This is a genomic window from Pseudanabaena cinerea FACHB-1277 (genome assembly GCF_014696345.1).
GTDB lineage: Bacteria > Cyanobacteriota > Cyanobacteriia > Pseudanabaenales > Pseudanabaenaceae > Pseudanabaena > Pseudanabaena cinerea.
This window is the reverse complement of sequence record NZ_JACJPY010000017.1, coordinates 35,066-58,817: the sequence shown is the minus strand read 5'-3', so window position 1 is coordinate 58,817 and position 23,752 is coordinate 35,066. Positions and strand designations below refer to the sequence as shown.

Sequence of the window (23,752 nt, the reverse complement as noted above, 5' to 3'; positions counted from 1 at the left end):
CCTTTTTGATGATTTCTGCGTTCCCTTTCATGAAGTTGTATGAACGGGAAAACTGCCGTCGATACGTGCGTTCACTGATTTCGCTATAGCGACTCAGATTTCTGAAGTTTACCTTCCCACACATCACTATAATTGCTGAAAACAGGATTGATAGAAATTTCTGTTGTACTTTACTCTCTAACTTCGGTACTATGGCGATCATGCTATTCATTTGGTGTTTTGTTTCAACACTTGCACCTTATCCGATGAATAGCTTTTTTGGCTCCTTTTTTAAAAATGTCCGCAGTATTGTTACCAATTTCGGCGATTTCCTGTCTTGCCTGTCCTGTGGTCTGCTTTTTCTACTTGCCTTCTTCCTGCCTCCTAATTACTTTTTCAGCAAGCCCTAATTAGGGTGAAAAAGATTTGAGTGCGTCCTTGTGCAATGTCTTCTAATCCTTTTTTAATTCCCATGATGGTTTCTAATTCTTCAATTGTATCCAGTAATTTTTGATAGGATGTTGCATCTTGGATGACTAGTTCTGCTTTACCATTGATGGTTAATACTATGGGATGCCCAGTGTTTTTCATCTGGGTAATCAGTTCACTGGTATTACGTTTAAATGTGGATAGGGATTGAATGTCTCGAATAAGGTTAATCATAGGGCTACGGCACTAAATTTGCATTCAATTTGATGTTAGTACGAAACAAAAAATTACCCCTCAAGTTTTAAACTCGAAGGGCGCGGAGTATCTAATCTCAAATCAAACAATTATCAATTATCTTTAATTTGGTAGCGTGTGTTAGCGGGGGCGTAAGGCATAAATGATTAGTGTGAAAAAGATTTGAGTGTGTTCCATTTTATTGATGCACTCTACCGAACCGAAAAATAAGAATTGCTAGTTTAGTTTATTTGTTAAGACCTGATCTAGTTTGTTTTCAATTGCTGTCAGCTTTCTGAGAATGGTTGGTCGGTCTTCGTCAAGGGCGGCTAATAAATTGGATACTCCTTGTTGAATATTCGTTAATCTAACCATTGCTTCCTGAAGTTGTCCCATGCCTTGCTGAAGTGTAGTCATACCTTCTCGAAGTTCTTCGCGCTCTAATCTAGCGTCAGCCATTGTGTCTAACATGGCTTGGGCTGTTCTAGCGTTATTTTCAACTAACTGTCTGAGTTCTTCTGGGGTCATAACTTTTATTTGTATCGCTCCAACTAATTTCTATTATACTCGATAGTTTTTTGAAGATTAAATTTCAATCACCTCAAAAAATTGTCCCTCAAGTTTTAAACTCGAAGGGTGTGGAGCGTATAATCTCAAATCAAAGAAAAATCAGCAAGTTATTTTGTTATCGCATTTAGTTTAGTAGGGTGTGTTAGCGGAACATAACGCACCTTACCAAACTAAAAAAAATTTTGATCGCCTTTGGCAAATGGGCTGAGGCAAAAGAACTGAGAAGGGATTCCTCACAGCAAAGAGCAAGCAACTCTAAAACCATGAGGGTAGCAATCCAAATTGTTAAGGTCGTTAATACGATATGCAGAATAACAAGCAAAGCTTCGCCACGAACCACCGCGTAGCAGCTTTAACGGTTCATTGGCTCCCATAAAAATTAGTATAAGATCTGTCATCTTCTGAAGCGTTTTAGAAGGATTGTTAGATTTGTTCAAAGTGCGATCTCTATATAATTTTCGATTACCATCAACCCATGCGCTGCCATCCGTGGGCGCTCCTTTATAACTGTCATGCCAATCATCAGCGCACCATTCCCAGACATTGCCATGCATATCGTACAAACCAAAGGCATTAGGGGGAAAACTGCCCACAGGTTTGAGCATTAAAAAAGCAGGATTTGGTGGTGGGCTGATACGGCGATAACCGTTGTGGTTAACAATTTCGGGAGTGATAGCTTCGCCAAAATGGAATGGCGTTGTTGTTCCTGCGCGACAGGCATATTCCCATTCTGCTTCGCTAGGTAAGCGATATGCGCGTCCTGTGTGATTGGATAATCTTGCACAAAATTCCATTGCCTCATACCATGACACATTCTCCACAGAGAGAGCATCGCTTTTGAAACCAGAAGGATCGAGTTTCAGATCTATCATGATTTTAGGCATAGCCGCCACAACTCGCCATTGGGATTGGGTAATCGGATATTTACCCATAAAGAATTCTGGAACCTTCACCTCATGCTGTGGACGTTCAGTGTCTCTGCTTTCTTTTTCATTTGCAGGCGCTCCCATCACAAAGCTACCCGCAGGAATTAACACCATATGAATCGCCAAATACTCCATATCTTGATCGAGACTTTCGTGAAAATATCGAGACGAAGCCTGTTTTCGTTGAGTTTCCTGTCCTTGCTCATTGACTGTAATCACATCAAATTGAGATTGAGATAGAGAGCTTTCAAAAGGTAATTTTTCTAGTTGATCCCATTTACGTGCAAATGTCGCAAATAGGGCTTGGGGACTTACAGAATTATTGGAATACCACAGAGCAGATGGTAAGTACGATGCTATGGGATTTCCGCCTAGTCTTTCCCAAATATTGAACTGTATTCCTAAGCTAAAGAGTCCGTGGGAGTAATACAACCACAAGCGATTTATCGTATTGATATCAGCATTAGACAACATCTGCATAGTCTCAACATTGATTTCGTCTTGATTTGTCAATTTGAGGATCACTCTCACTGTCTCGTTGTCAGCCTTTATCCATTCCTGCGCCGCTAGATATTTAGTCAATTGAATATAGTCAGCATCTAGTGAAGCTCTCACAATGCGAATTTTGTTGTGAGTAGATTTATTCTCCGCAATTGTCCAGAAACATACCTGTGAAGAAGTATGTACATTATGAGCTAAGAGTTCTGCTCCAACTGGCAATCGATAATAGCTATCAAGATCCAGACATTCCCCACTACCACTAAGCGATGGAGCTTTTAAATTCAACCAATTACAAAATTCAAGTACAGTCTCTAGTTTGTTAGTGATAACTGGATTTCGCGCATCTTTAGGATCAAAGCGATTGCTTGGATTGGGAACATATTTTTCATCTAGGAACAATTGAAATTCTGCACAAGTAATGTATTTCAAATCAATTTCCAGATTCTCATTCACCTTACACAAATTATTCAACCTGCGTAACAAACTCACCTCCGCCGCCAACTTCGCAATTTGCGGATCATCCGACTCCAAACCCGCCTCCAACAAATCCGTTAACCTTTGGCGCGTCCCCGATTCCACCTTCGCTGCCTCCTGCAAACAATCAAAGGCAAGACTCAAGGATTTGACAGTGGGCTTAGCGATCGCTGCCTCAATCAACTTTGTCGCATCACCCTGCGCCGCATAGAGCCTGATCGTCTCCGCCCACCAAGGATCATCTAAATTGGCAGTCAGCAAAGTATCATCCTGTGATTCCTTAATTTGCGAAGCCGCCAAATATTCCTGAAAACTCAAATGCGCGAACTCATAAACCCCTAACTCTCGTTCCATTAACAATCCACAAATCTCCTTGATTTGCAGCAAAAACGCCCTAGCCGTTAGCGAACCTCCCGCCACCTTAACCAATTCATCAGCGATCAACTTCTCACCTTGATCAAGACTAAACTCGCGGGTTTTCGCTTTCATTAGCTCCAAAGCCAACACCTGCAAAACCGCCTTATTCTGCACACCCGTTAACGCCGTAGTAATATTCTGCTTCGCAGCCTGACGCGCCCCCAACAGCACATCACAGATCTTTTGATAAAGATCCACCCGCCCTTTGGGTAGCGCACTGCCGTTATAATGCACCGTTGCAATCATCGTCACCAAAAGCGGATTTGTCGCCATATCCGCGATCGCCCGATTATCGATAATGCGATCGATCAAATCATCAGCATTCTTTTTCGCCTCAGCCCTCACCGCAGGCGTATCCCGCCCCGCCCGACTCATAATTTCCGTTTGCGGATACCAACTATGAATGAAATCCTTCATCTGAGCGTGGGTAAAGGGCAGCACCTTCAGCACCGTTCCCACCAAATCTACAGGCGCACTATTGTAACCATCAGGACGCGAAGTCAAAATGAAAGGCGTTTGGCGATAGATTTCCATTTGACTGTTCACCCATTGGCTCACCTTTTGACGTTGTTCTGCATCCGCCACTTCATCCAATCCATCCAACATCACCAAGCAATTACCAATCTCTAATTGATTTTGAATCCAATTTGGCGGCGGCGTAAGATCGGTATGGCTAGGTAATGACTTAATGTGACTCTCGATCAATTCGCACAGATTCGGCGGCTGACTGGTCACAAGGCGATCGCTAATATCCCGCAAATACAACAGCACAGGAATAAACTTGGGCGCATTATGCTCTTGATTCTTCTTCTTGGCATAAATCAGCGCCAAATACTTCAACAGCGTTGTTTTGCCCGATCCAGGAGCGCCCACCACCGCTAAACGGCGATAGCTCTGAAACTTCTTACTTTTACTTAAAAAATCCCATATTTCCTGACTACCACTATGACTATGGGTGTGAATCATTGCCCCTGATATCTTTTCAGGACTCGCCGAAATTACCCGCAAAGGTACAAACACATTCTCTAAATCCAGAACAGGCAACCCCACCCGAAAGCCATCAAGCCGAAATTCTCGAAAACTATCAATCAAACTCTGATAATAATCGCGCTGAAACTTAGGATTAATATTCCAGTACAAAGCGATCGCGCCATTCTTCAGCCAAGCCACAATCCAATTTGCCAAAGGCTCTTCTAGCCCTTCTAACTCCTCCTCGATCTTGTCCCAAACCTTATTTGTGACATTGGAGATGAACTTATAGGCGATCGCCAAAACCGTCCCCACCGCCGTAATGAATCCCGTCAGAATCATTGTTGCCGAAGGATGCCCCAACCACCATAAACCCACAGAACCAAAGACACCCAAACCACCAGTCAAAAGCCCTAAATACTTGACAACTTTTTGCACCCGTTGATGCCTTAACTGTCGGCGCGTATCCGTTGACATTACTGGCTTTTGATCAGATTTATCATTCGGTTGATCGTTAGTCATCTTTATGTTTATCTCTGGCGACAGCTATATGTTTACGATTCTAGAAGAACTTGGTATAAATGTGGACAGCGATCGCGAAAGAATCTAAAGGAAACCCAATAGAGCCTAATTGAATTAGCAGCCCTGTCACTCCTTTGTATATTTAAGATAAAGAGATCGCACCTTCTCTTTGAATTTTTCGCGCACATCCATTGGCTCAATAATTTCGCAATCTTCGGCATAGGGCAGAATCTCGCGATAGAACCAAAAGGTGCTGCTAATTTTGCGAATAATTTGACGGGTGGGCGGATTTTTATCCAGCCATGTATTATCAATGTCTTCCTCTCGTTCTTGGTAAGCGTGGGCAAGATTTCCCGATAGATTAAAAGTGACATGAATGTAATCCAGTTGCGATCGCCATTTGCCCTGAATGGGAGTAATTGCGGCTTCATGGGGAATACGATCAAGTCTAAGACATCGGTTATGCTGTAAAGCGCTCACTGTATCGGCTCTGGCAATATCTTTGCACCAACAATCAAGGTATAACCGTTTGTCATGGGGCGTAACTTTGGCATAATAAATGGCAAATTCATAGGGATGATCGGCAGCATCAAGGTATTGCAAACTAAAGGGCTGTTGTTGCTTGATGTAGCGATCGATGGTATGTCGCCAAATTTGGGGGGGCTTATCGAGAAATCGCTCGATGTCGCGACGGAGTGGGGTGTTAAGTTCACTCCGTTCTAGTAATAGATGTGCGATGATTTGTGCTTTTTCCAAGTCACCAGAGTCAACAAAAAGCCTGTAAGCACGCGAAAGTGTTTCAATGCGATCGCTTGCCCAGTCATTATTTTTGGAGATTTGGATTTGCTTACGGGCGATCGCTTCGACTAGTTTGGAGATATTTGGGCGATCGCCCCACATCATGCCAAGTTCTAGCGCGATCGCTTCGAGTTGAGATTTGTCGCGATCGGATATGGATAGTGTTATGGATTCGCCTTTACGGGACATATTGGGGGAGGGGGAGCTTTTAGCTTTTAGCAGTTAGCAGTTAGCTTTTAGCTTTTAGCTTTTTTAGGTTGGGGATTTTTGAGGTATGGATATTTTTATCATCTGCATTCATTGATTGCAATCATCAGCTAACAGCTAATCGCTAACAGCTAATCGCTAACAGCTAATCGCTAACAGCTAACAGCTAACAGCTAATAGCCTTCCGATATGCAATCACCGCGTTTGTCTGACTAGTCTCCTTCGCAAATTGATTGAGTAAATCGAAGTCTAGTTCTGGGAGAAATTTGCTGTGGGGAATGAGTTCGTGTTGTGGTTCGTTGTCAGTTTCTCTGAGGTGATAGAGTTTCCATTGTTGCTGTTTGACATACCAAAACCAGACTTCAGGGATGCCTAAGCCTCGATATACTTCTAATTTGTCGATGCCGCCACTGCTGATGACGATTTCGATCGCGATGTCGGGGACTTCTTTGAGTGCGCCAAAACAATAGCATTCATCGGGTTCTAGTCCTCTCTGGGCTAGTTCTTGTCTAAAGGTGGTTTGACCATAACCATTGAGATCGATCTGTCGCTCCACGAAATACATCTCAAGCAGTCGGGCAAAGATTTTTTTTAGGCGTTCATGTTCGTTGGATGTGGTCATGATTTCTAGAACTCCATTGAGATAGGTCATGTGGAGAGAGGGGTATTCATCGGTATAAATATTGACAAGGGTGCTGTACTGCTCCCATGTCACGCCGTTGATGATTAACCTTTGTTCTTCGGTGTTGGAGAAGTCGATGGGGGTATGGGCTAAAACTTCTAAAAGTCTCATGTTTGTTGACCTATCAGGGGAATAGTTTTGGCTAATTTCATCATAGGCGATCGCTAAGTATTTTTTCTTGTCTTAAAGTGTCCGTGTACTTTAATCTGCAATGGGGTTGTAAGATTATATTTTATATGCAAGTATTTATTTATTCAACAGTTTACGGACAGTATTTAATTTTATGTTGAAATTTGATTTGCGGAGTCTAACTTTATGTTGCAAGTGCCGTTTGTCAAGCAGCCTGAACTGACCTATGCGGAATATCTTGATCGTGAGTGCATCAGTTCAATTAAGCATGATTTTGTGAATAATCAGGTCTTCGCGATCGCGGGAACGGATGCGAATCATAATTTAATTGTTTGCAATCTGGTTGCAACTATTCATCAGCGTTTGCGTGGTCGGAATTTGCGGTTGTTTGCTTTGGATATGAAGCTCACAATTTCCTCGGCAAGTAATGCCACTTACTATCCTGATGTGATGGTGACAGGCGATCGCGTGGACAATGATGCTTATGTTAAACAGAAGCCTTGTCTATTAATCGAAGTTCTATCACCTTTAACAGCTATGCTAGATCGGCGGGAGAAACGTTTTAATTATCAAAGATTGGAGTCTTTGCAGGAATATGTTTTAGTTTCGCAGTCTGAGATGAAGGTAGAGCTTTATCGCCGCGATCGTGATGGTTGGTTGGTGCAGTGTTTGGGTGTGGGTGACAGTTTGCATTTGCAGTCGATTGATTTGGCGATCGCGCTTTCTGATATTTATGAGGATGTGAGGTTATGATAGCTATTTATCATAAAATTATTATATAAAACTATCGATTTTAAATTTGTAAGCTGTGAGAAAAAGCTATGTCAAACAATAATTTACTGTCACGAATTTCTATCGATCCCGCGATTTGCTTTGGCAATCCTTGTATTCGTGGGCATCGTATTTGGGTTTCTACGATTCTCGATTTACTTGCTAGTGGCGCAACTTTTGAAGAGATTCTCGAAGAATATTCGGGTATTGAAAGATCGGATATTTTGGCTTGCATTGCCTACGGTGCTGAAATGTCAAGGGGATATTTTAGAGATATTCCATTGATTCAAAGTCAAAATCGACAGGCAGCATGAATATTGAATGAATGAGAGGAGGATTTGTGACTGTAGATAATTTAGCGATCGCTCTTTCCGATATTTATGAGGATGTAAGGTTATGACGGAATACAAAATAGTTCTCAAGCCTGTTTATTCTGAGACGGTGGAAACCCCAAAAGGGATCGAAGTTCCTGACGGTTGGCGATTGGCTTGGCATCAGTTAGAAACATTTAGAGCTTTGCAAGATCCTGATATTGATGTGGTGTTTAATACTGCCATGACTGGCGATGGTAAAAGCTTAGCGGCTTATTTGGGAGTCTTGCAAGGCAATACAGAGGCGATCGCACTCTATCCAACTAATGAATTGGCGCGAGATCAAGAAAATCAAATTCGTCAGTATGTAGAAAATTTTCAACCTCGAAATGAGCCTCGAATAGCGAGATTAAATAGTGCGGAACTAGAGTTATATGCAGAGAATGAAGGTATTAAAAAGTCCGCAGCGATCGCTACTCATGGTAGTCAACGCGAAATCTTAATTACTAATCCTGATATCTTCCATTACTTACATCGTGGCGCTTATTTAATGCCGAAAGATAGTCCAGATAAGCTTTGGGGCAGAATTGACAAGGATTTTAACCTGTTCATATTTGATGAGTTTCATGTATTCAGCGCTCCCCAGATTGCGAGTGTTCTCAATACAATGCTGTTAATTCATCTTACCAATCGCCGTAAGAAGTTTCTATTTCTGTCGGCAACTCCTGATCAGCAGTTACTGGAGAGATTAGACAAAGCAAAATTGCGATACAAATTAATCGATCCTAAAGCTTCGGGTAAGTATCAATTCCCTGATACTGAAGTGCGATCGCAACAACTTGAGCAGGATAAATGGCGACTAGTAACGCGAGAAATTACTTTACATTTTGTACCGTTAGAATCGGTGAGTAAAGCATCTGAGACTTGGCTCAAAGATAATCTAGGTCTAATTTTGAACCATTTTTTAGAACATCGTGGGACAAAAGGCGCGATTATTCTCAATTCGATCGCTTCGGTGAAAAGGTTAACGCCTTTGTTTGCGGAAGCTTTTGCAAAGCATGGGTTAACGGTTGGCGAAAATACGGGCTTATCTAGCAAAACTGTGAAAGAGCGATCGCTTGCCTGTGATTTGGTGTTGGGAACAAGCACGATTGATGTGGGTGTGGACTTTAAGATTAATTTTTTGATTTTTGAATCGGCGGATTCAGGTAGTTTTATTCAGCGTTTGGGAAGATTGGGACGACATCGAGGGTATGTGAATGCTTATGGACAAGAAATAAAGTTTGATCGGTTTGTTGCTTATACCCTTGCACCTAATTATTTGATTGAGCGTTTATTTGAGAAAGCAGATTCGCCATTTACTAAAAATGGAACTTATGATCGCGCTTTTTTGAGTGAAAACATTTACACCACTTATCGCAGAATCAACGATTTTAAAAATTATTACAGTCGTTGGGGTGCTTTGCAGTCTTTTGATTTGTATCGCAAGCTGGGGCATAAGACGATCTCTCAACAATATGCAGCTAGTCGTGACCAATTTCGCGCCGATTGTGAACAGGTTTTTGGTGTGAGTTTGGGTAAGATTGCGGGTAAGGTAAAAGCTTGCCAAGTGGAATGGCAGGAGAAATTTAATAAAGACAAGGGTAATCCGATCGCTGAAGATGCTAGTAGTTTTCGTGGGTCGAGTCCGTTGCAATGTGGACTTTATGACATGACAGAGCCATATGAAGGCGATCGCTTTAAAACTTACGACTTGTCAGGCATTCTCAGTAATTTAGAGATTGAGCCAATGACTGAGGCGGCGTTTATGCGTCTGCTCAAGGAAACATCAGAGCGCACAGGTCAGCCAATCCCCAAAAGTCGCTTTGAGTATTGTATGGGCTTTATGAAGTTGTTGAGTTACAGGGAGGAGCGCTCTAACTGGAAATTTGCATATAACGGCGACCTTAAAGAGGTTGCTGATAGTTGGAAGGTTCAAGTCCTTTCAGGGATTGGGGTCTGGCAACCAGATAACCGATGGATTGACAAAGTTAATGAACGGTTGAAAAAACAAGCGATCGTTGCTTATGTCCTCAATCGTCCAGTTGCCGAAATAAAAGCGAAGTTGCTATTGCCGATGCATTTTCAGATCTATGGGATTTGTGACCAGCAAACTCTCCTTGATCCTGTGCCAAGCTATGCGATCGCCTTTGGGCAATCAGCTATGTTACTAGATACATTGGCTTATACCTTTAAAAACAAAAAAGGAGGTGAGATATGGATCGCTTAGATACAAGCCCTGAAAGGGTTTTCGATGTAAAGATAAATGAGCTTACGCTATTAAGTACAGACTTATTTGTTTCAATCCCTAAAAGGGTTTCAGGAGGTAAGCTTAATCACTATTGTAGTCCATGACGTATTTAACAGTCAAATAAGTCTAAACTTATTTGTTTTTTCTGCGATACCTATGCAATCAATTTTACTTGTGCTAGTAATAATAGTGGTCGATCAAACAGTAATCAGAAATCAAAGGAGAAAATCAAATGGAGAAGAGAATACTAAAAATCCTTTCGGATTTGCAACCTCACTCAGCAAAAGAGTTGGCAGAGGTTACTCATCGTTTCGGAGCAGCAATTCATGCACTTCGAGGTAAAGGATATAGGATTGATACTATTCAAGCTGCTGGAAATAAACCTGCTTATTATAAGTTGGTTAGTTTAGCAGTCGTATAGTTAAATCTGCGGGGGACTAAAATCCCCCACTACTTAGAGGGGAGCTTAATTATGTAGCTTGCGCTATTAAGTACTGACGTAAGTCGTCTCAACCCCCAAAGCTATTGCGGCGGCGTGCGAGTCTATAGAAAGTCCAAACTTAATTTAGCCAGCAATTCTTTGGCTTCCCTCTACACTAATCAAATAAAAAGAGAAATATATGAGTACTAGTGGATCGCTATCTGAATTAAAACAACTCGTACCAAATTTAGTTCAAGAGATTCCTTTCTTGAAGCTTCTAATTTTGTTCGGCTCTAGAGCGACAGGACAAAATCACGAAGACAGCGATTATGACTTTGCTTTGATCTGCGATCAACAGATTTATCAAGATTGGAAGAAAAAAGGAAAATCTTGGTTTAGCCTATATTCTATTTTTGAGAATGTATTTGACCTTCCTAATGAAACAGTTGATATTGTCGATCTAGATCGATGTTCACCAATATTGGCTCATGAGATTGCTTGTGATGGCAAGCTTTTGTATGAAAAGCGATCAGGTGAATATGACGAGTTTCTTAAGAGAAGCTTGATGAGTCATGAGCAGACAGGAAAAATGCGTCAAGAACAACGTCAAAATCTTGAGCGTAAATTACAGGTATTAGGTGTATGAAAAATATTACTGTTTTGCAAGATTCAGCAGCACAAATTAGAGAACGAGTGCCATATTTAAAAATGCTTGTGCTATTTGGTTCTAGAGCGCGTGGTGACTATCGAGAAGATAGTGATTACGATTTTGCGGCGCTCTATGATGAAGAAATGCGTCATGCGATCGCTGATTCTAAAAAGCGTGGACTATTAAATATTTATAGTCACCTTACCAATATTTTTGACTTACCTACTGAGTTGGTCGAAGTTTTGAGACTAAATGAATGCTCAAAGTCGATCGCCCATGTGATTGCTAGAGATGGCTTACTAATTTACGAAAAAGAAGTTGGTGAATTTGAAAAATTTAAAGACCAATCATTGATGAGTGTAGAAAATTTTAAAAATCATCAGAACCAACAGATTCAAGATTTAAAACTAGCTGCTAAAGCTTGGAGGATCAAGTATGGCAATTGAAATTGAAAGAATTATAGCGAAGATTGATTTTATAAATGAGCATCTTCATGAATTAGAAAACTTGCAGCTAACTACCTATGTAGAATATTTAAATAATAAAATTCAGAGAGATTTATCTCGCCTATATCTGCAACTAGTTTATCAAGCTGCTATTGACATCAATCAACATATTCTTACGGAAGCTTTTGGCTTAGAAATACAAAAATATAGCGATACTTTTGTATTGATGGGTATTTATGGAGTAATTGATAGTGAGTTGTCTAACATTTTGAAAGAATCGGCAAAAATGCGAAATGTTCTTGTTCACTTATACGACAAGATTGATTACTCAGTTTTGTTTGATTCCGTTGGTGAAACTCTAGCCGACTATCCCATATATATTGAGCAAATTTCTAGCTATCTTGAAACATTAGAGGATAAAAATAATGGTTAAGTCTAAAAATATTAATACTCAGGATTCTCAACTATCGCTATTTAACAATCAGATCATTCCAGCATCTAATAACTTTCAAGATGAAGAAGATTATCCAGAAGTTGATTTAGATGAATTTGATGATGAGGGTCTTGATGAGAAAAGCGATCGCACTATTGAAATAAAGCAAGAACTGCTGACTTTAAAACTCATGCGTGAGGCGATCTCGGCTCAAAATCCTAATGATCCAGTGATGGCGGATTTTGCAGAATATGTATTGCCTAAGCTTTTGCCTGTCGTGGTTGGTGTGACTGCCAAAGGCGGTAAGTTTTTTGATGAACTCGATCGCCAAAATGAGGCATTAGGAAAAGAAAAGGTAAGGCGTGATAATGCTGCTGATCAATCACTTGGTACACATTTATTAAATGGTTTATTCCCTGCAAATTTGATTGAACAGAGATTAGAGAAACTTAATACAACCGTTAGACGGAAAGTTAGAGAATTTGAGCGCAGACTGGTCATCGCAGGATTTATTCTCCATGACTTTGAGAAATTCAACTATGAGTTATTTCCTGAAATGCCAGAGAAATATAAATCAGCTAAGAGAGAGCAAGACATTCGCAAACTCTCCTTAGATGAACATCGTGAAATCATTTTGATATTCGTAGTTGCTTTAGGGCTTGACCAGTTTATTAGTAATGGTTCTGAGCAATGGAAAGAATATATTGATGATTTACTCTGTATTGCTTACAATGCTCAATGTCGATGGGATACAAACTGGAATTTCTCGGATTTTGGATTAAGAAATCTCAGTCTAGACGATCGCACATTACGCTGCCTCACCGATCTCACCTGTTTAGCGGATTCTCTCGCTTCGATTGTGAAACATCCACAGGATGCCATCAAAACTAAGTTCAAGGAGCTAATGCACCAGCTTAGTGACGGTCAATTACGATTTACCTATCACAGTATTTCTGAGAATCGTGGTGTACTTACAAATGTGGCTAATAACGCCTTAATGGATGCTCATATTGCTCTCAATACCGCAGAAAATCAATACTATGAGCCGCTTTTATATTTGCCAACGGGTGTAATCTATCTCACTTTGCGAGATGCACCGCCAGTTCAGACAGAAGGATTAAGCGATCGCGTGGTGGCGAAAATCAAAAAACTCTGTGCTGACCAATTGCGCGATCGGCAAGTTGGTTTTAGTCGTGGCAATGTGGGCATGAAATTTGCTGACTATTACAATCTATTTTTTGATTTTGAAGAGTTTTTACGTTTTTCCGTTGATGTGGTGATTAACAAGATTAAATCTAGTAAAGCACCCGACAAAGCTAGTAATCTAGCCACATTCCAGCGCAAAGGATTTCTATCGGAGGATATGAAATTTGATTTTAAAGAAGATCCTCGCATCGATCATCTTGCAGAACTTGGCGCTTTAGTCGTCAAACAACTTTGGGAAGATTATTTAATCAAGATTAATAATTTGCGAAAGGCTGACAAAAATATACCAAAGCCGCGTGAATTAAATCTTACTCTCGCTTGCCTTGAATTTCTGGGTTTAGAGGATTGGCGATCGCAAGTTGTTGAACTTCAAGAGCTCAAAAATACAGGCGGGATTGCCTATGAGTGGTACTTTATAGCCGCTAAGTATTTAGAATCTGAAGCAGGTTTAGGCTCGTTAGATGTGCGTGATATTGGCTATCGGTTGGTTAATTATTTCATCGAGCTAACTAAGCCAATTCGGGAACAATATCAATTAGCTGACCCTTGGCAAGATTTAAAAGATTGGTGCGATCGCGTGGTGATGCTTCCTAGTCAAGAGGTTGAAGCCAATGTTGACCAAGTTGATATCTTCCTAAAAGAGCTAGATTTTTACAACGCAGCCAAAAAATCTGGACGAGGTAAACAAGCAATCTGCTCAATTTCCCATTCACCTTACACGGTGACAGAACAAATGGAATCATCAGTACTATTTACGCCCCAAGTCTATACCAATAAACAAATGCTAGGCGGCTCAAATGCTAAGCGCAATATTTCTAGCATCGCGGGAATCGAGATTATGTTGCGACAGATCTTGATGAATCAAACGCAAGCAGTTGGAAAGTCTTTTGAAGATGGGAAATATCGCTATCTCTATTTCTATCCAACTTATTACTTCACCCCTGAAACTAATAAGTTTTTGCAAAAGGCTTATATGAATATTGCCCAAACCCGTTTTGATACTAGTCTTCGCAATCATTTTGTATCTAAGGATTTACAGGCTGATTTTAGTTCAGTAAATTATCAAAGTGCTGATGCTTTTTTGCTTGATGACATAGGCGACAGAAAAGATCACACCTTCAAAATGAAATATCCCGAAGATCAGCCGATGACCTTCTATTTCATGGCAATGCCACCAAGTCGAGATGCTACTGATACTGAGTCATGGGTGATGCCAAGTTGGTTAGCTTTAGCTTTCCCAATGATTCTTGATGTCAAAACCGTTGTTTCTGAATCCCCAGTACCGCCATTTATCGATGGTACAGAGTTTGAAGAAACCGTGTTTCTCGATAGCGCTCCCCCTGCGTTTCGAGTTCTCACTGGCGGCGATCGCTTCCGTCTAGATTACATTCTCGATGGTTGGCGAGATCCAACTGGTGGAGAGCATCCTGCGCCCCTGAATAAGCTCACAGCTGCCTATGCGATCCATCTTGATGTTAATGCTAAACAAAGTAAAGGAGGTTACGATGCGAATTGGGGGCGATTAACAGAACTAGCAAAAGACTTTGAAACCAGTCCGCTATATGTATTTGCCTATCTCAATAAATGGGTTCGCAATGCCAAAGTTGATGCTCCTAGCATCGCTAAAATCCAACTCTATACTTATAACTTCTATCCTCGTTTCGATGCTTACGCAAAACATCAACCAAATTCGACAAATTCCATTAAACTAGAAATACAGGAGCAATCACCCTTGAATCATCCTCAAAAGCTAACAGAACTCTATCGCCAGTTCTATCGGGCAAACAAGTCTTATAACCCCAAAGCAAACGCCGTCCTGAAACCAATAGATGTCGCTTCTAGCACAATCCTCAAAGCCGATCCTAGCTTTCAAGGTGAAGCACTAGTTCATGTGGTCGCTGCTGAAGTTTGTAAACTAATTGATCGCGTTCATGCTTCCACTGCGGAAGGTCGCTGGATTCTCAAAGATCGCGAAGAAGAGCGCCAGAAGATTCTGGAGTTTGCCAATTATTTTGTTAAAGATGTATTTACTGAGACTTTTAAAGGTGATCGCGCTCGTTTAGCTGGTCGGCAAATCAATTTGATTCGTGATACCTGCGAGTTTCTTTATCGACTTGCACAGGATCAAGAAAATCAGGAGCGTAAAGCCAAAGGTGAACTAACAATTGACGCTGAACAGGAGGAAAATGATGACGATTAAACTGTTAAACCCTGACGAAACTTATACTTTTAGTAAGTATTTTGAACTAAAAATTGATGCACAAGACTTAGTTAAAGAGTTCGACTACACTTTTGAGCGTAAGTGGTTGAATTTGCCAAAATTTACTGGCGAATTAGAGCGCATTGAGCAAACGAAAAGTCGCATTGAGGAGATTTTACCCTATGTCACCTTGTCTAATGAAACAGCGCGGCGTGAATGGTTGGTCTCGCCTATTATTCACGACCTTATCCATTACACAAAAGTAAAGGTGAGAATCGAATATTCGATCAAAGTCTCTAAATTTCTACAAGGTAATCTTGATTACTTTTTAGAAGCTCCTCATCAATTGCTGATTGTGGAAGCAAAAAAAGCGGATCTTGATTTTGGAATGACTCAGTTAATCTCTCAATTGATTGCTCTCGATCAATGGCAAGATGACTCACCTCAAACCCATTTGATCGGAGCTGTTACCACTGGCAAAGCTTGGGAATTTGCAAGGCTAAATCGTCAATCTAAGCATATCGAGCAAGGATTAGAAGACTATTACATTCCCAATGATCTTGATAGTCTGACGAGAATTCTTGTGCAAGCTTTGATCGGAGAGTAGTTTTTATTTAGAGATTTGATGCGTTACGGCTACGCCTAACACATCCTACAATCTACAATCCCAAATTACCAATCACCAATTACCAATCACCAAAACCATGACCCTTCTAAAATCCATCGAATCCAAATTCTTTCATTCTGAAATTCCTTATAAGCCAATGGGAAAATATGTTCACTTCTTGACTGTGCGCGTGACGGAATCCTATCCACTTTTTCAAACCGATGGCGAATTGAATAAGGCGAGAGTCAGTGCAGGGCTTAAAAATGAAAACAGGACTCCCATCAGTCGCCTTGCTATGTTTAAGCGTAAGCAGTCCACACCTGAGCGTTTAGTTGGTCGTGAGTTGTTACGCAACTATGGATTCATGACCGCCGAAGAATGCGAATATAATGTCAAATTTGCGATGAACAATCCTGATTGTATTATTTATGGATTTGCGATCGGGGATTCTGGTTCGGAGAAATCCAAAGTTGTCGTTGATACCGCTTTCTCAATTACCCCCTTTGATGAGTCTCACGAAACCTTTACGCTGAATGCTCCCTATGAAAACGGCACAATGGCTTCAAAAGGAGAAGTTGGCTCTGAAGTTGGCAAAATCACCAGTCGGATTAACCAACAGGATCACATTCGTCCACAGGTGTTTTTCCCTAGCATTGTCACCCTGAAAGATCCGACCGAAGCAGGCTTTCTCTATGTTTTCAATAACATTTTACGAACCCGTCATTACGGGGCGCAAACTACAAGGACGGGTCGCGTGCGTAACGAGTTGATTGGTGTCGTGTTTGCCGATGGTGAAATTACCAGCAATCTGCAATGGACACAGGCAATTTACGATCGCATTCCCACTGACATTCTGCAATCAATTGACCCCTTGAGTGAGGATTTAGTTTTGGAAAATGCTAAAGAAGCGATCGCCGAATTATTAGCTGATGAATTTACTGTACATCACGATTTTATTGGTGCAAACTTTGATGCTTTATTGAATGAGGTCAAGGTTCTGACTACCAGTGAAGAGGGGATCAAGGCAATTTTGAAAAAAGCTGATGATGAGGCAAAAGCCTATGCCGCAGTGCATATCGCTAAGCCCAAAAAGGCTGACGAAAAGGAAAAGAAACCTGCGAAGGCAAAGTAACCATGACACACATCTATCGCGCTCGATTAGAATTGCACGATTCGCTCTACTTTGCCACCCGTGAGATCGGACGCTTGTATGAAACCGAAGCGATCGTTCATAACTATGCTCTTTGCTATGCCTTGGGACTAGTCGATAGCGATCGCTATGGTACGCAAGTATCCGAGGAACATGAATATCGTTACTTTTGCCGCGAACAGGTTCCCATGTATGAGGAGCATTTAAGCAAACTCAATGAAGTGGGGATCTATGTCACTCCTGCGCGATCGCTGCAACATACTTCTGTATTGCATACATGGAAATATGCCAATAACAACTATCACGTTGAGATGGAGAAAACTCAAAAAAATATTCCCAGCTTTGGCAGAGCTAAGGAGATCGCGCCCGAAAGTGCTTTTGAGTTCTTCATCTTGTCTCAAAATCCCTTGCCTAAACCTTCTAAATGGATTCGTTTGGGTAAATGGATGAGTAAGGCGGAGTTGACGGTCAAGGAGCTAGATAAAGTTAAACAGGGAAATGGAGATTTTATGTTTCCTTATCCCCTCAATCCCCTTGACGTGATGTTTACGCACCAAGTCTTGAGCTATGACACTGTAAATATGCCTCCCGTTAGCCTGATTCGCAATGTCAGTCTGAACGGTCATTTTTATGAGTTTGACGGCTTCAAAATCCCTGCTCGTATGAAATATCGCTTTAAGGTATAGAACAAGATGAGAAATTGGGAAGCCACCAAACAACGCTATTTAAGAGATGAATTGCCGATTCGATTGGGAAACATAGCTTCAAATCTAGCTAAGATTAAAAACTTGTCTCAAAGAGCAACTGCCTCAAATGTGGCTGTCAGCCTAATTGATGAAAGTAAAAGATTCATCGAATGGACAGCTAACGATGCCGACATCGACATGGCTGGCGAACTGGTGGAATTGCAAATTCAGCTTGCACTGTGGCAATTGCGCTGGACAAAAATCTGGGCAGATCCAGCACAACGCATGGAAGTTGCTGCCCAAGCACAGATCTGGTCAGATCGAATTTTAGAGTGATCGGGGCTTTTGGACTAGCCAGCAAAACCTCTCTTCTTCTTTTGTGGCTTGAACTTATTACGCCTTTTTCCACTATCAGCGATCGCCATAGATACCAACCGCTTCTTCTGATATTGTTTAATCTGCTCAGCCAGAGGATGTGACGGATCGATCTTAAGATGGGTTATTGAAGTCATCAGTACCTCTTTGCCAGAATCAGAACCCATTTCACATTCAATTGCACAGAGAATTCCACCCATATCTCCTATATACAGAACGCTATCAACCTGAAGAACAATATCATTGTTTATGTTTTTACCCTGTTCTCGCAAACTATTAAACCCATGTTCATTCAGTCGCACTGCGATCGGGAGACTCGCTTCTAACTTCTGTAAAAGCTCGCGAGTTTCTACTGGGTTATCAATTGTTGATGTTCTCAGTAATTGCTCAGTGTTATCTTTTATTTCGTTCATTGTCTCAATGTCTCAATAGTTGTCTCGTCCATATTTGTTAGCCTCAAAAATCATGCCTCACAGTTTAGTTGTTAATTTTATGCCGAAAACGCCGATTTATCCTGAATACCTAACAGGACGGCATATACACGCCCTTTTTCTGACCTTAGTTAGCTCTGTCGATAAAGAACTAGGCGATCGCCTGCATGGTGAGAAAGCCAACAAAGGTTTCGGGTTGAGTCCAATTCAATTGGCTGTTAGCGATTGGCGATTAGCTGTTAGCTCTGACAAGAACAAACCCAAGCTAAGGAAAGCTAACAGCCAACCGCTAAAAACTAAAAGCCTCTCTTGGCACAATCAAGAAATCCCCCCCTCAACCCCCTGCTGGTGGCGGATCTCCCTCTTAGATGAAGTTCTCTTTGGCAAACTCACAGGACTTTGGCTCAATCTCAACCCTGATCGCCCCTTTCATCTCGGTTCCGCCGATCTTTATATAACTAGCATTCTCGGCACACCCCAATCAAGCCAACCTTGGGCAAACTTCGCCACCTATCAACAAATTTACGATCGCGCCTCCGAAACCGAACGCAACATTACCTTTCACCTCGCCACCCCCACCGCCTTTCGTCAGGGCAAATTTGATTCGCCATTGCCAACTCGCGACAATGTATTTAAAAGCCTATGCGATCGCTGGAATAAGTACAGCGAAATCCCAATTAACCCCGAAATTATCGAATCTATTTTTCCTAGCCGTTTTGACATTAAGACCGAAGTTGTCAAGAACTATGACACCCATAGTTTTATCGGTTGTGTCGGTGAGATTGGTTATCGGATTCTTGGTGATGCTTCGCCAGAAGTGATTAAACAAATTAATGCGATCGCTGATTTTGCGATGTTTGCAGGGATTGGGAGGAAGACAACGATGGGGATGGGGATGGCTATGAGGCTGTTAGCTGTTAGCGATTAGCGGTTAGCTTTTTTTGGAGGAGGCTGTTAGCGATTAGCGGTTAGCTATTAGCTTTTTTTGGAGGAGGCTGTTAGCGATTAGTGGTTAGCTATTAGCTTTTTTTGGAGGAGGCTGTTAGCGATTAGTGGTTAGCTATTAGCTTCTTGGAGTTATTTCTCTATCTAAAAATATACTTGTAATTACTAACAGCTAAAAGCCAACAGCTAAAAGCCAACAGCTAAAAGCCAACAGCTAAAAGCTAAAAGCCAACAGCTAAAAGCTAAAAGCTAAAAAACTATGAAAGACTTCAAAGAATTAAAAGTATGGCAACGCTCTCATCAAATCACCCTCAAAATTTACAAGATTACGGCAAGTTTTCCCAAAGAAGAACTTTATGGTCTGGTTAGCCAAATGCGCCGATCTTCTTCATCGATTCCGACAAATATTGCAGAAGGTTGCGGTAGAGGTTCTGATGCTGACTTTGCAAGATTTTTGCAAATAGCCATGGGATCAGCTAGTGAACTGGAATATCAGCTATTGCTATCTGTAGATCTTGGCTTCATCAATCAAGAAACATACCAAGCCATAAACCCAGAACTAATCGAAACAAAAAGAATGCTCAACTCTTTTCTACAAAAATTAAGATCCCAAAACTAACCCCTAAAAGCCAAAAGCTAATCGCTAACCGCTAACCGCCAAAAGCCCTATGAAAGAACCAATCCCCATCGCCGCGCTTAATCAATATGCATATTGTCCGCATCGTTGCTGGCGGATGTTTTGTGCGGGTGAGTTTGTCGAGAATCATTACACGATTGAAGGAACTGATCTGCATCAACGGGTGCATACGGTTGGCGAAAATCAGAGGGAGGAGACTTGGCAAATCAGGGCAATCTGGCTGAAGTCGGAACAGTATGGCTTGATCGGCAAGTCGGACTTGATCGAAGAGGTGGATGGCAGTCTTTATCCTGTGGAATATAAACGTGGCGAAAAAGGTGAATGGGATAACGATGCGATGCAGGTGGTGGCGCAGGCGCTTTGTTTGGAGGAGATGACAGGCAAAACAATTACGAAGGGCTATGTTTATTATGCTCAAACCCACCAGAGGCAAGAGATTGAGATTACGGCTGAGTTACGAAATGAGGCGATCGCGATGATTACCGAAATCTCGCAAATGATGGCAACGGGCAAAATGCCTCCTGCAATCTATGGCAATCGGTGTAAAGGTTGCAGTCTGTTTAAGCAATGTGTACCGATGGCGAAGGAAAAGGTTGGGAAGTATAAAGAGGGCTGTTAGCTGTTAGCTGTTAGCTGTTAGCTTTCCCGTCTTTAGGTTCAAAAGCTACTCTCGACTTCTCAATGTAGTTAAAACGTCTAATTTATTCAAAAAAATAACCACTAAAAGCTAAAAGCTAATCGCTAAAAGCTAAAAGCTAAAAGCTAAAAGCTAAAAGCTAATCGCTAAAAGCTAAAAGCTAAAAGCTAAAAGCTAATCGCTCAATAAAAACTATGGGAACTCTCTACATAACTCACGATGATTCATTTATTGGCAAGACTGATGAGCGTTTGACGGTCAAAGCTGATAAAAAACAGTTGATTGATGTGCCTCTGATTAAGGTTGAAGGTGTGGTCATCCTTGGTCGTGCCACAGTTTCTCCTGCGGCAGTAATGGAATTGCTTGATCGCAAGATCCCGATGTCGTTTATGACTGGAACGGGGCGCTTTCTCGGTCGTTTGGAGCCTGAGCTTACGAAAAATATTTTTGTGCGGCGATCGCAGTGGGATGCAGCAGGGGAAACGCCGAAGGCGATCCATGTGGTGCAAGCCTTTGTGCGCGGTAAGTTAAAAAATTATCGCGCGTCGTTGATGCGGCATATGCGGGATTATCCTGATAATGATTTGCAGAAGGCGATTGATGATCTCGAACGGGCGATCGCTTCGCTGGCGGCAATTCAGGCGATCGCGAGTTTGCGGGGTGTGGAGGGGCATGGTAGTGCTGTCTATTGGCAAGCTTTTCCGAAGTTAATTCGTGCCGATGGTTTTAGTTTTACGACTCGCAACCGCCGCCCACCCACTGATCCTGTGAATGCGATGTTGAGTTTTGGCTATTCCCTGTTGCGTCACGATGTTCAGGGGGCGCTAAATATTGTCGGTTTTGATCCTTATCTTGGCTATTTACATACGGAGCGCTATGGTCGCCCTAGTCTTGCCCTTGACTTAATGGAGGAGTTTCGCCCCTTGATCGTGGATGCTGTTGTGTTGTCGGCAATGAATCGCAAAGCGATCGCGCCTAATGATTTTACTGCTGAGCCTTTGAGCAAGGCGATTTCTCTGTCTAATGAGGCAAGAAAGGTGTTTTTGACGCTGTATGAGCAGAAGAAGCAATCCAAGTTTAAGCATCCTGTTATGGGTCGTCAATGTACTTATCAGGAGGCTTTTGAGCTTCAGGCTAGGCTGTTGGCTAAGTATTTGATGGATGAGACGGATAAGTATCCGCCGTTGGTTTTAAAGTAGGTTTTGGCTTTTAGCTTTTAGCTTTTGGCTGATTTAAGAGCTAATGGAACGAAAGCCTAATAATTTTTAATGAATTCTATCCTTAAACTTAATAAAATTAAAAAGCTAACAGCTAATCGCTAACAGCTAATCGCTAAAATCCTCATGTTCCTAGTCATTTCCTACGATATCCCCGAAGATAAGCGCCGTACTAAGATCCATAAGATCCTTAAGTCCTATGGTCAATGGATGCAGTTTAGTGTGTTTGAGTGCGAGCTTACTGATGCTCAATATGCCAAGTTGCGATCGCGTTTGAGTAGGTTGATCAAGCCTGATGAGGATAGTATTCGTTTTTATTCGCTGTGTGCTTGCTGTCAGCCTAAAATAGAACGTATCGGTGGTGAGCAGGTGAGGGATAATACGATATTCTTTGCTTGAGGATCGTCTGATTTTCAGTTCATGGTTTGCGCGGGTGTTTGGGTGTTTTTGAGGGCTATATGCGGTTTTGGGGTTTACAAGTGTTTGCTGGTATGCTTTTGGCGGCGATCGATTGGGTGGTTCGGTTCGCGCAATTCCTGTGTGCGTTGCTATGTCTAGGTTTTCGATGGTTGTCCTTAAGTATGATTTTGCTTAAGTTGCGCCAAGTCTGCTACAATTGCGATCGTTCGCGCATTTGTACCTTGAAAACCAAATATGATATACTTTTCAAGCGCGGGCGGCTTCAAAGCCTCTAAAACCCTTTCAGGGATTGAAACCATTCCGCCCCCGCCATCTATCCCTCCAGTTTTAAGCTTCAAAGCCTCTAAAACCCTTTCAGGGATTGAAACAATGTCATAAGCCAATTATGTAGGTTGTGTCGTCAGCTTCAAAGCCTCTAAAACCCTTTCAGGGATTGAAACAGCGCAATTAGTCCTAAAAACAGTACTATTTAGGGACGCTTCAAAGCCTCTAAAACCCTTTCAGGGATTGAAACGTACCACCTATCGCCAGTTTGCAAAGGGCTTCCATGCTTCAAAGCCTCTAAAACCCTTTCAGGGATTGAAACTAATAATCCATCCATTATCAATTTGCTTCGCCAACTTGAGGGCTTCAAAGCCTCTAAAACCCTTTCAGGGATTGAAACGGATTATTCAATTGCAACTGAATCTCAGTGCAATCGCTTCAAAGCCTCTAAAACCCTTTCAGGGATTGAAACGCATCAATTACCGTTTCCTGAAACTGGAAAGTTTTGCTTCAAAGCCTCTAAAACCCTTTCAGGGATTGAAACCCAACGTTGTGCATCATTGGCTGTCCAGTTCGGCTCGCTTCAAAGCCTCTAAAACCCTTTCAGGGATTGAAACCTGAGTTTAACGACTGGTTGATCAGAATGAATTCGGAGCTTCAAAGCCTCTAAAACCCTTTCAGGGATTGAAACGCATCCTAGAGATGCGATCGGGCGTTTTGCCAAGAGCTTCAAAGCCTCTAAAACCCTTTCAGGGATTGAAACCATTGATAAAGGTTGTTATAAAACAAGCTGTACCATAGCTTCAAAGCCTCTAAAAC

Annotated in this window: 23 protein-coding genes and 1 CRISPR repeat array (1 of these 24 only partly in view); of the genes, 17 read left to right on the top strand and 6 right to left on the bottom strand. The window is 41.8% G+C overall.

Going from position 1 to position 23,752, the window contains the following annotated elements:
- Positions 1–375: 375 nt before the first annotated feature.
- The 5 genes from H6F44_RS07785 to H6F44_RS07765 all read right to left on the bottom strand — a co-directional run bounded on the left by H6F44_RS07785 (position 376) and on the right by H6F44_RS07765 (position 6,819).
- The gene (locus H6F44_RS07785; RefSeq protein WP_190350391.1) at positions 376–642 is read right to left on the bottom strand and encodes a type II toxin-antitoxin system Phd/YefM family antitoxin; all 267 of its coding nucleotides are present in this window, start codon (positions 640–642) and stop codon (positions 376–378) included.
- Positions 643–879: 237 nt separating this feature from the next.
- Positions 880–1,170: a hypothetical protein gene (locus tag H6F44_RS07780; protein WP_190350390.1), complete on the bottom strand. Its 291-nt coding sequence runs from the start codon at positions 1,168–1,170 to the stop codon at positions 880–882.
- 275 nt (positions 1,171–1,445) lie between these two features.
- On the bottom strand, positions 1,446–5,021 hold the full coding sequence (locus H6F44_RS07775) for an SUMF1/EgtB/PvdO family nonheme iron enzyme (protein WP_190350389.1): 3,576 nt from the start codon (positions 5,019–5,021) through the stop codon (positions 1,446–1,448).
- Positions 5,022–5,147: 126 nt separating this feature from the next.
- A complete protein-coding gene (locus tag H6F44_RS07770) occupies positions 5,148–6,008 on the bottom strand; it encodes a WYL domain-containing protein (protein ID WP_190350388.1) in 861 nt (286 codons plus the stop codon).
- Positions 6,009–6,192: 184 nt separating this feature from the next.
- Positions 6,193–6,819 carry a Uma2 family endonuclease gene (locus H6F44_RS07765; RefSeq protein ID WP_190350387.1) on the bottom strand — a complete coding sequence of 209 codons (627 nt, stop codon included), beginning with the start codon at positions 6,817–6,819 and terminating at the stop codon, positions 6,193–6,195.
- 204 nt (positions 6,820–7,023) lie between these two features.
- On the opposite strand from H6F44_RS07765, the gene H6F44_RS07760 reads away from it, so the two are divergent.
- The 12 genes from H6F44_RS07760 to H6F44_RS07705 all read left to right on the top strand — a co-directional run bounded on the left by H6F44_RS07760 (position 7,024) and on the right by H6F44_RS07705 (position 18,343).
- Positions 7,024–7,590 carry a Uma2 family endonuclease gene (locus tag H6F44_RS07760; protein WP_190350386.1) on the top strand — a complete coding sequence of 189 codons (567 nt, stop codon included), beginning with the start codon at positions 7,024–7,026 and terminating at the stop codon, positions 7,588–7,590.
- Positions 7,591–7,658: 68 nt separating this feature from the next.
- On the top strand, positions 7,659–7,922 hold the full coding sequence (locus tag H6F44_RS07755) for a DUF433 domain-containing protein (protein ID WP_190350385.1): 264 nt from the start codon (positions 7,659–7,661) through the stop codon (positions 7,920–7,922).
- 82 nt (positions 7,923–8,004) lie between these two features.
- Positions 8,005–10,188 carry a type I-D CRISPR-associated helicase Cas3' gene (gene cas3, locus H6F44_RS07750; RefSeq protein WP_190350384.1) on the top strand — a complete coding sequence of 728 codons (2,184 nt, stop codon included), beginning with the start codon at positions 8,005–8,007 and terminating at the stop codon, positions 10,186–10,188.
- A gap of 253 nt (positions 10,189–10,441) precedes the next feature.
- Positions 10,442–10,630, top strand: a complete 189-nt coding sequence (locus tag H6F44_RS07745; protein WP_190350383.1) for a helix-turn-helix domain-containing protein — start codon at positions 10,442–10,444, stop codon at positions 10,628–10,630.
- Between the two features lie 199 nt (positions 10,631–10,829).
- A complete protein-coding gene (gene mntA, locus H6F44_RS07740; protein WP_190350382.1) occupies positions 10,830–11,276 on the top strand; it encodes a type VII toxin-antitoxin system MntA family adenylyltransferase antitoxin in 447 nt (148 codons plus the stop codon).
- On the top strand, positions 11,273–11,725 hold the full coding sequence (gene mntA, locus H6F44_RS07735) for a type VII toxin-antitoxin system MntA family adenylyltransferase antitoxin (protein WP_190350381.1): 453 nt from the start codon (positions 11,273–11,275) through the stop codon (positions 11,723–11,725). The genes mntA (H6F44_RS07740) and mntA (H6F44_RS07735) overlap by 4 nt, the downstream gene beginning before the upstream one ends.
- Positions 11,715–12,158 carry a type VII toxin-antitoxin system HepT family RNase toxin gene (gene hepT, locus H6F44_RS07730; RefSeq protein ID WP_190350380.1) on the top strand — a complete coding sequence of 148 codons (444 nt, stop codon included), beginning with the start codon at positions 11,715–11,717 and terminating at the stop codon, positions 12,156–12,158. The genes mntA (H6F44_RS07735) and hepT overlap by 11 nt, the downstream gene beginning before the upstream one ends.
- Positions 12,151–15,564, top strand: a complete 3,414-nt coding sequence (gene cas10d, locus H6F44_RS07725; protein ID WP_190350379.1) for a type I-D CRISPR-associated protein Cas10d/Csc3 — start codon at positions 12,151–12,153, stop codon at positions 15,562–15,564. The genes hepT and cas10d overlap by 8 nt, the downstream gene beginning before the upstream one ends.
- Entirely contained in the window at positions 15,554–16,171 is a 618-nt protein-coding gene (locus tag H6F44_RS07720) for a hypothetical protein (RefSeq protein ID WP_199302046.1), read from the top strand. The genes cas10d and H6F44_RS07720 overlap by 11 nt, the downstream gene beginning before the upstream one ends.
- A gap of 97 nt (positions 16,172–16,268) precedes the next feature.
- The gene (gene cas7d, locus H6F44_RS07715) at positions 16,269–17,303 is read left to right on the top strand and encodes a type I-D CRISPR-associated protein Cas7/Csc2 (protein ID WP_190350378.1); all 1,035 of its coding nucleotides are present in this window, start codon (positions 16,269–16,271) and stop codon (positions 17,301–17,303) included.
- 2 nt (positions 17,304–17,305) lie between these two features.
- Positions 17,306–18,007, top strand: a complete 702-nt coding sequence (cas5d, locus tag H6F44_RS07710; RefSeq protein ID WP_190350377.1) for a type I-D CRISPR-associated protein Cas5/Csc1 — start codon at positions 17,306–17,308, stop codon at positions 18,005–18,007.
- Positions 18,008–18,013: 6 nt separating this feature from the next.
- Positions 18,014–18,343 (top strand): hypothetical protein, encoded by a 330-nt coding sequence (locus H6F44_RS07705; RefSeq protein ID WP_190350376.1) that lies wholly within the window; start codon positions 18,014–18,016, stop codon positions 18,341–18,343.
- A gap of 14 nt (positions 18,344–18,357) precedes the next feature.
- On the opposite strand, the gene H6F44_RS07700 is transcribed toward H6F44_RS07705, so the two are convergent.
- Entirely contained in the window at positions 18,358–18,795 is a 438-nt protein-coding gene (locus H6F44_RS07700; RefSeq protein WP_190350375.1) for a hypothetical protein, read from the bottom strand.
- A 52-nt stretch (positions 18,796–18,847) separates the two neighbouring features.
- Between H6F44_RS07700 and cas6 the strand changes: the two genes are divergently transcribed.
- The 5 genes from cas6 (at position 18,848) to cas2 (ending at position 22,648) form a co-directional block, all read left to right on the top strand.
- Complete coding sequence (gene cas6, locus H6F44_RS07695) at positions 18,848–19,741, top strand: CRISPR-associated endoribonuclease Cas6 (RefSeq protein ID WP_190350374.1); 894 nt, start codon at positions 18,848–18,850, stop codon at positions 19,739–19,741.
- A gap of 276 nt (positions 19,742–20,017) precedes the next feature.
- On the top strand, positions 20,018–20,377 hold the full coding sequence (locus H6F44_RS07690) for a four helix bundle protein (RefSeq protein ID WP_190350373.1): 360 nt from the start codon (positions 20,018–20,020) through the stop codon (positions 20,375–20,377).
- A 49-nt stretch (positions 20,378–20,426) separates the two neighbouring features.
- Complete coding sequence (cas4, locus tag H6F44_RS07685) at positions 20,427–21,014, top strand: CRISPR-associated protein Cas4 (RefSeq protein ID WP_190350372.1); 588 nt, start codon at positions 20,427–20,429, stop codon at positions 21,012–21,014.
- A gap of 212 nt (positions 21,015–21,226) precedes the next feature.
- The gene (cas1d, locus tag H6F44_RS07680; RefSeq protein ID WP_190350371.1) at positions 21,227–22,231 is read left to right on the top strand and encodes a type I-D CRISPR-associated endonuclease Cas1d; all 1,005 of its coding nucleotides are present in this window, start codon (positions 21,227–21,229) and stop codon (positions 22,229–22,231) included.
- A 144-nt stretch (positions 22,232–22,375) separates the two neighbouring features.
- Positions 22,376–22,648 carry a CRISPR-associated endonuclease Cas2 gene (cas2, locus tag H6F44_RS07675; protein WP_190350370.1) on the top strand — a complete coding sequence of 91 codons (273 nt, stop codon included), beginning with the start codon at positions 22,376–22,378 and terminating at the stop codon, positions 22,646–22,648.
- 280 nt (positions 22,649–22,928) lie between these two features.
- Positions 22,929–23,752: direct repeats of the CRISPR family, unit length 37 nt; unit sequence GCTTCAAAGCCTCTAAAACCCTTTCAGGGATTGAAAC; it runs 25,431 nt beyond the window's last position.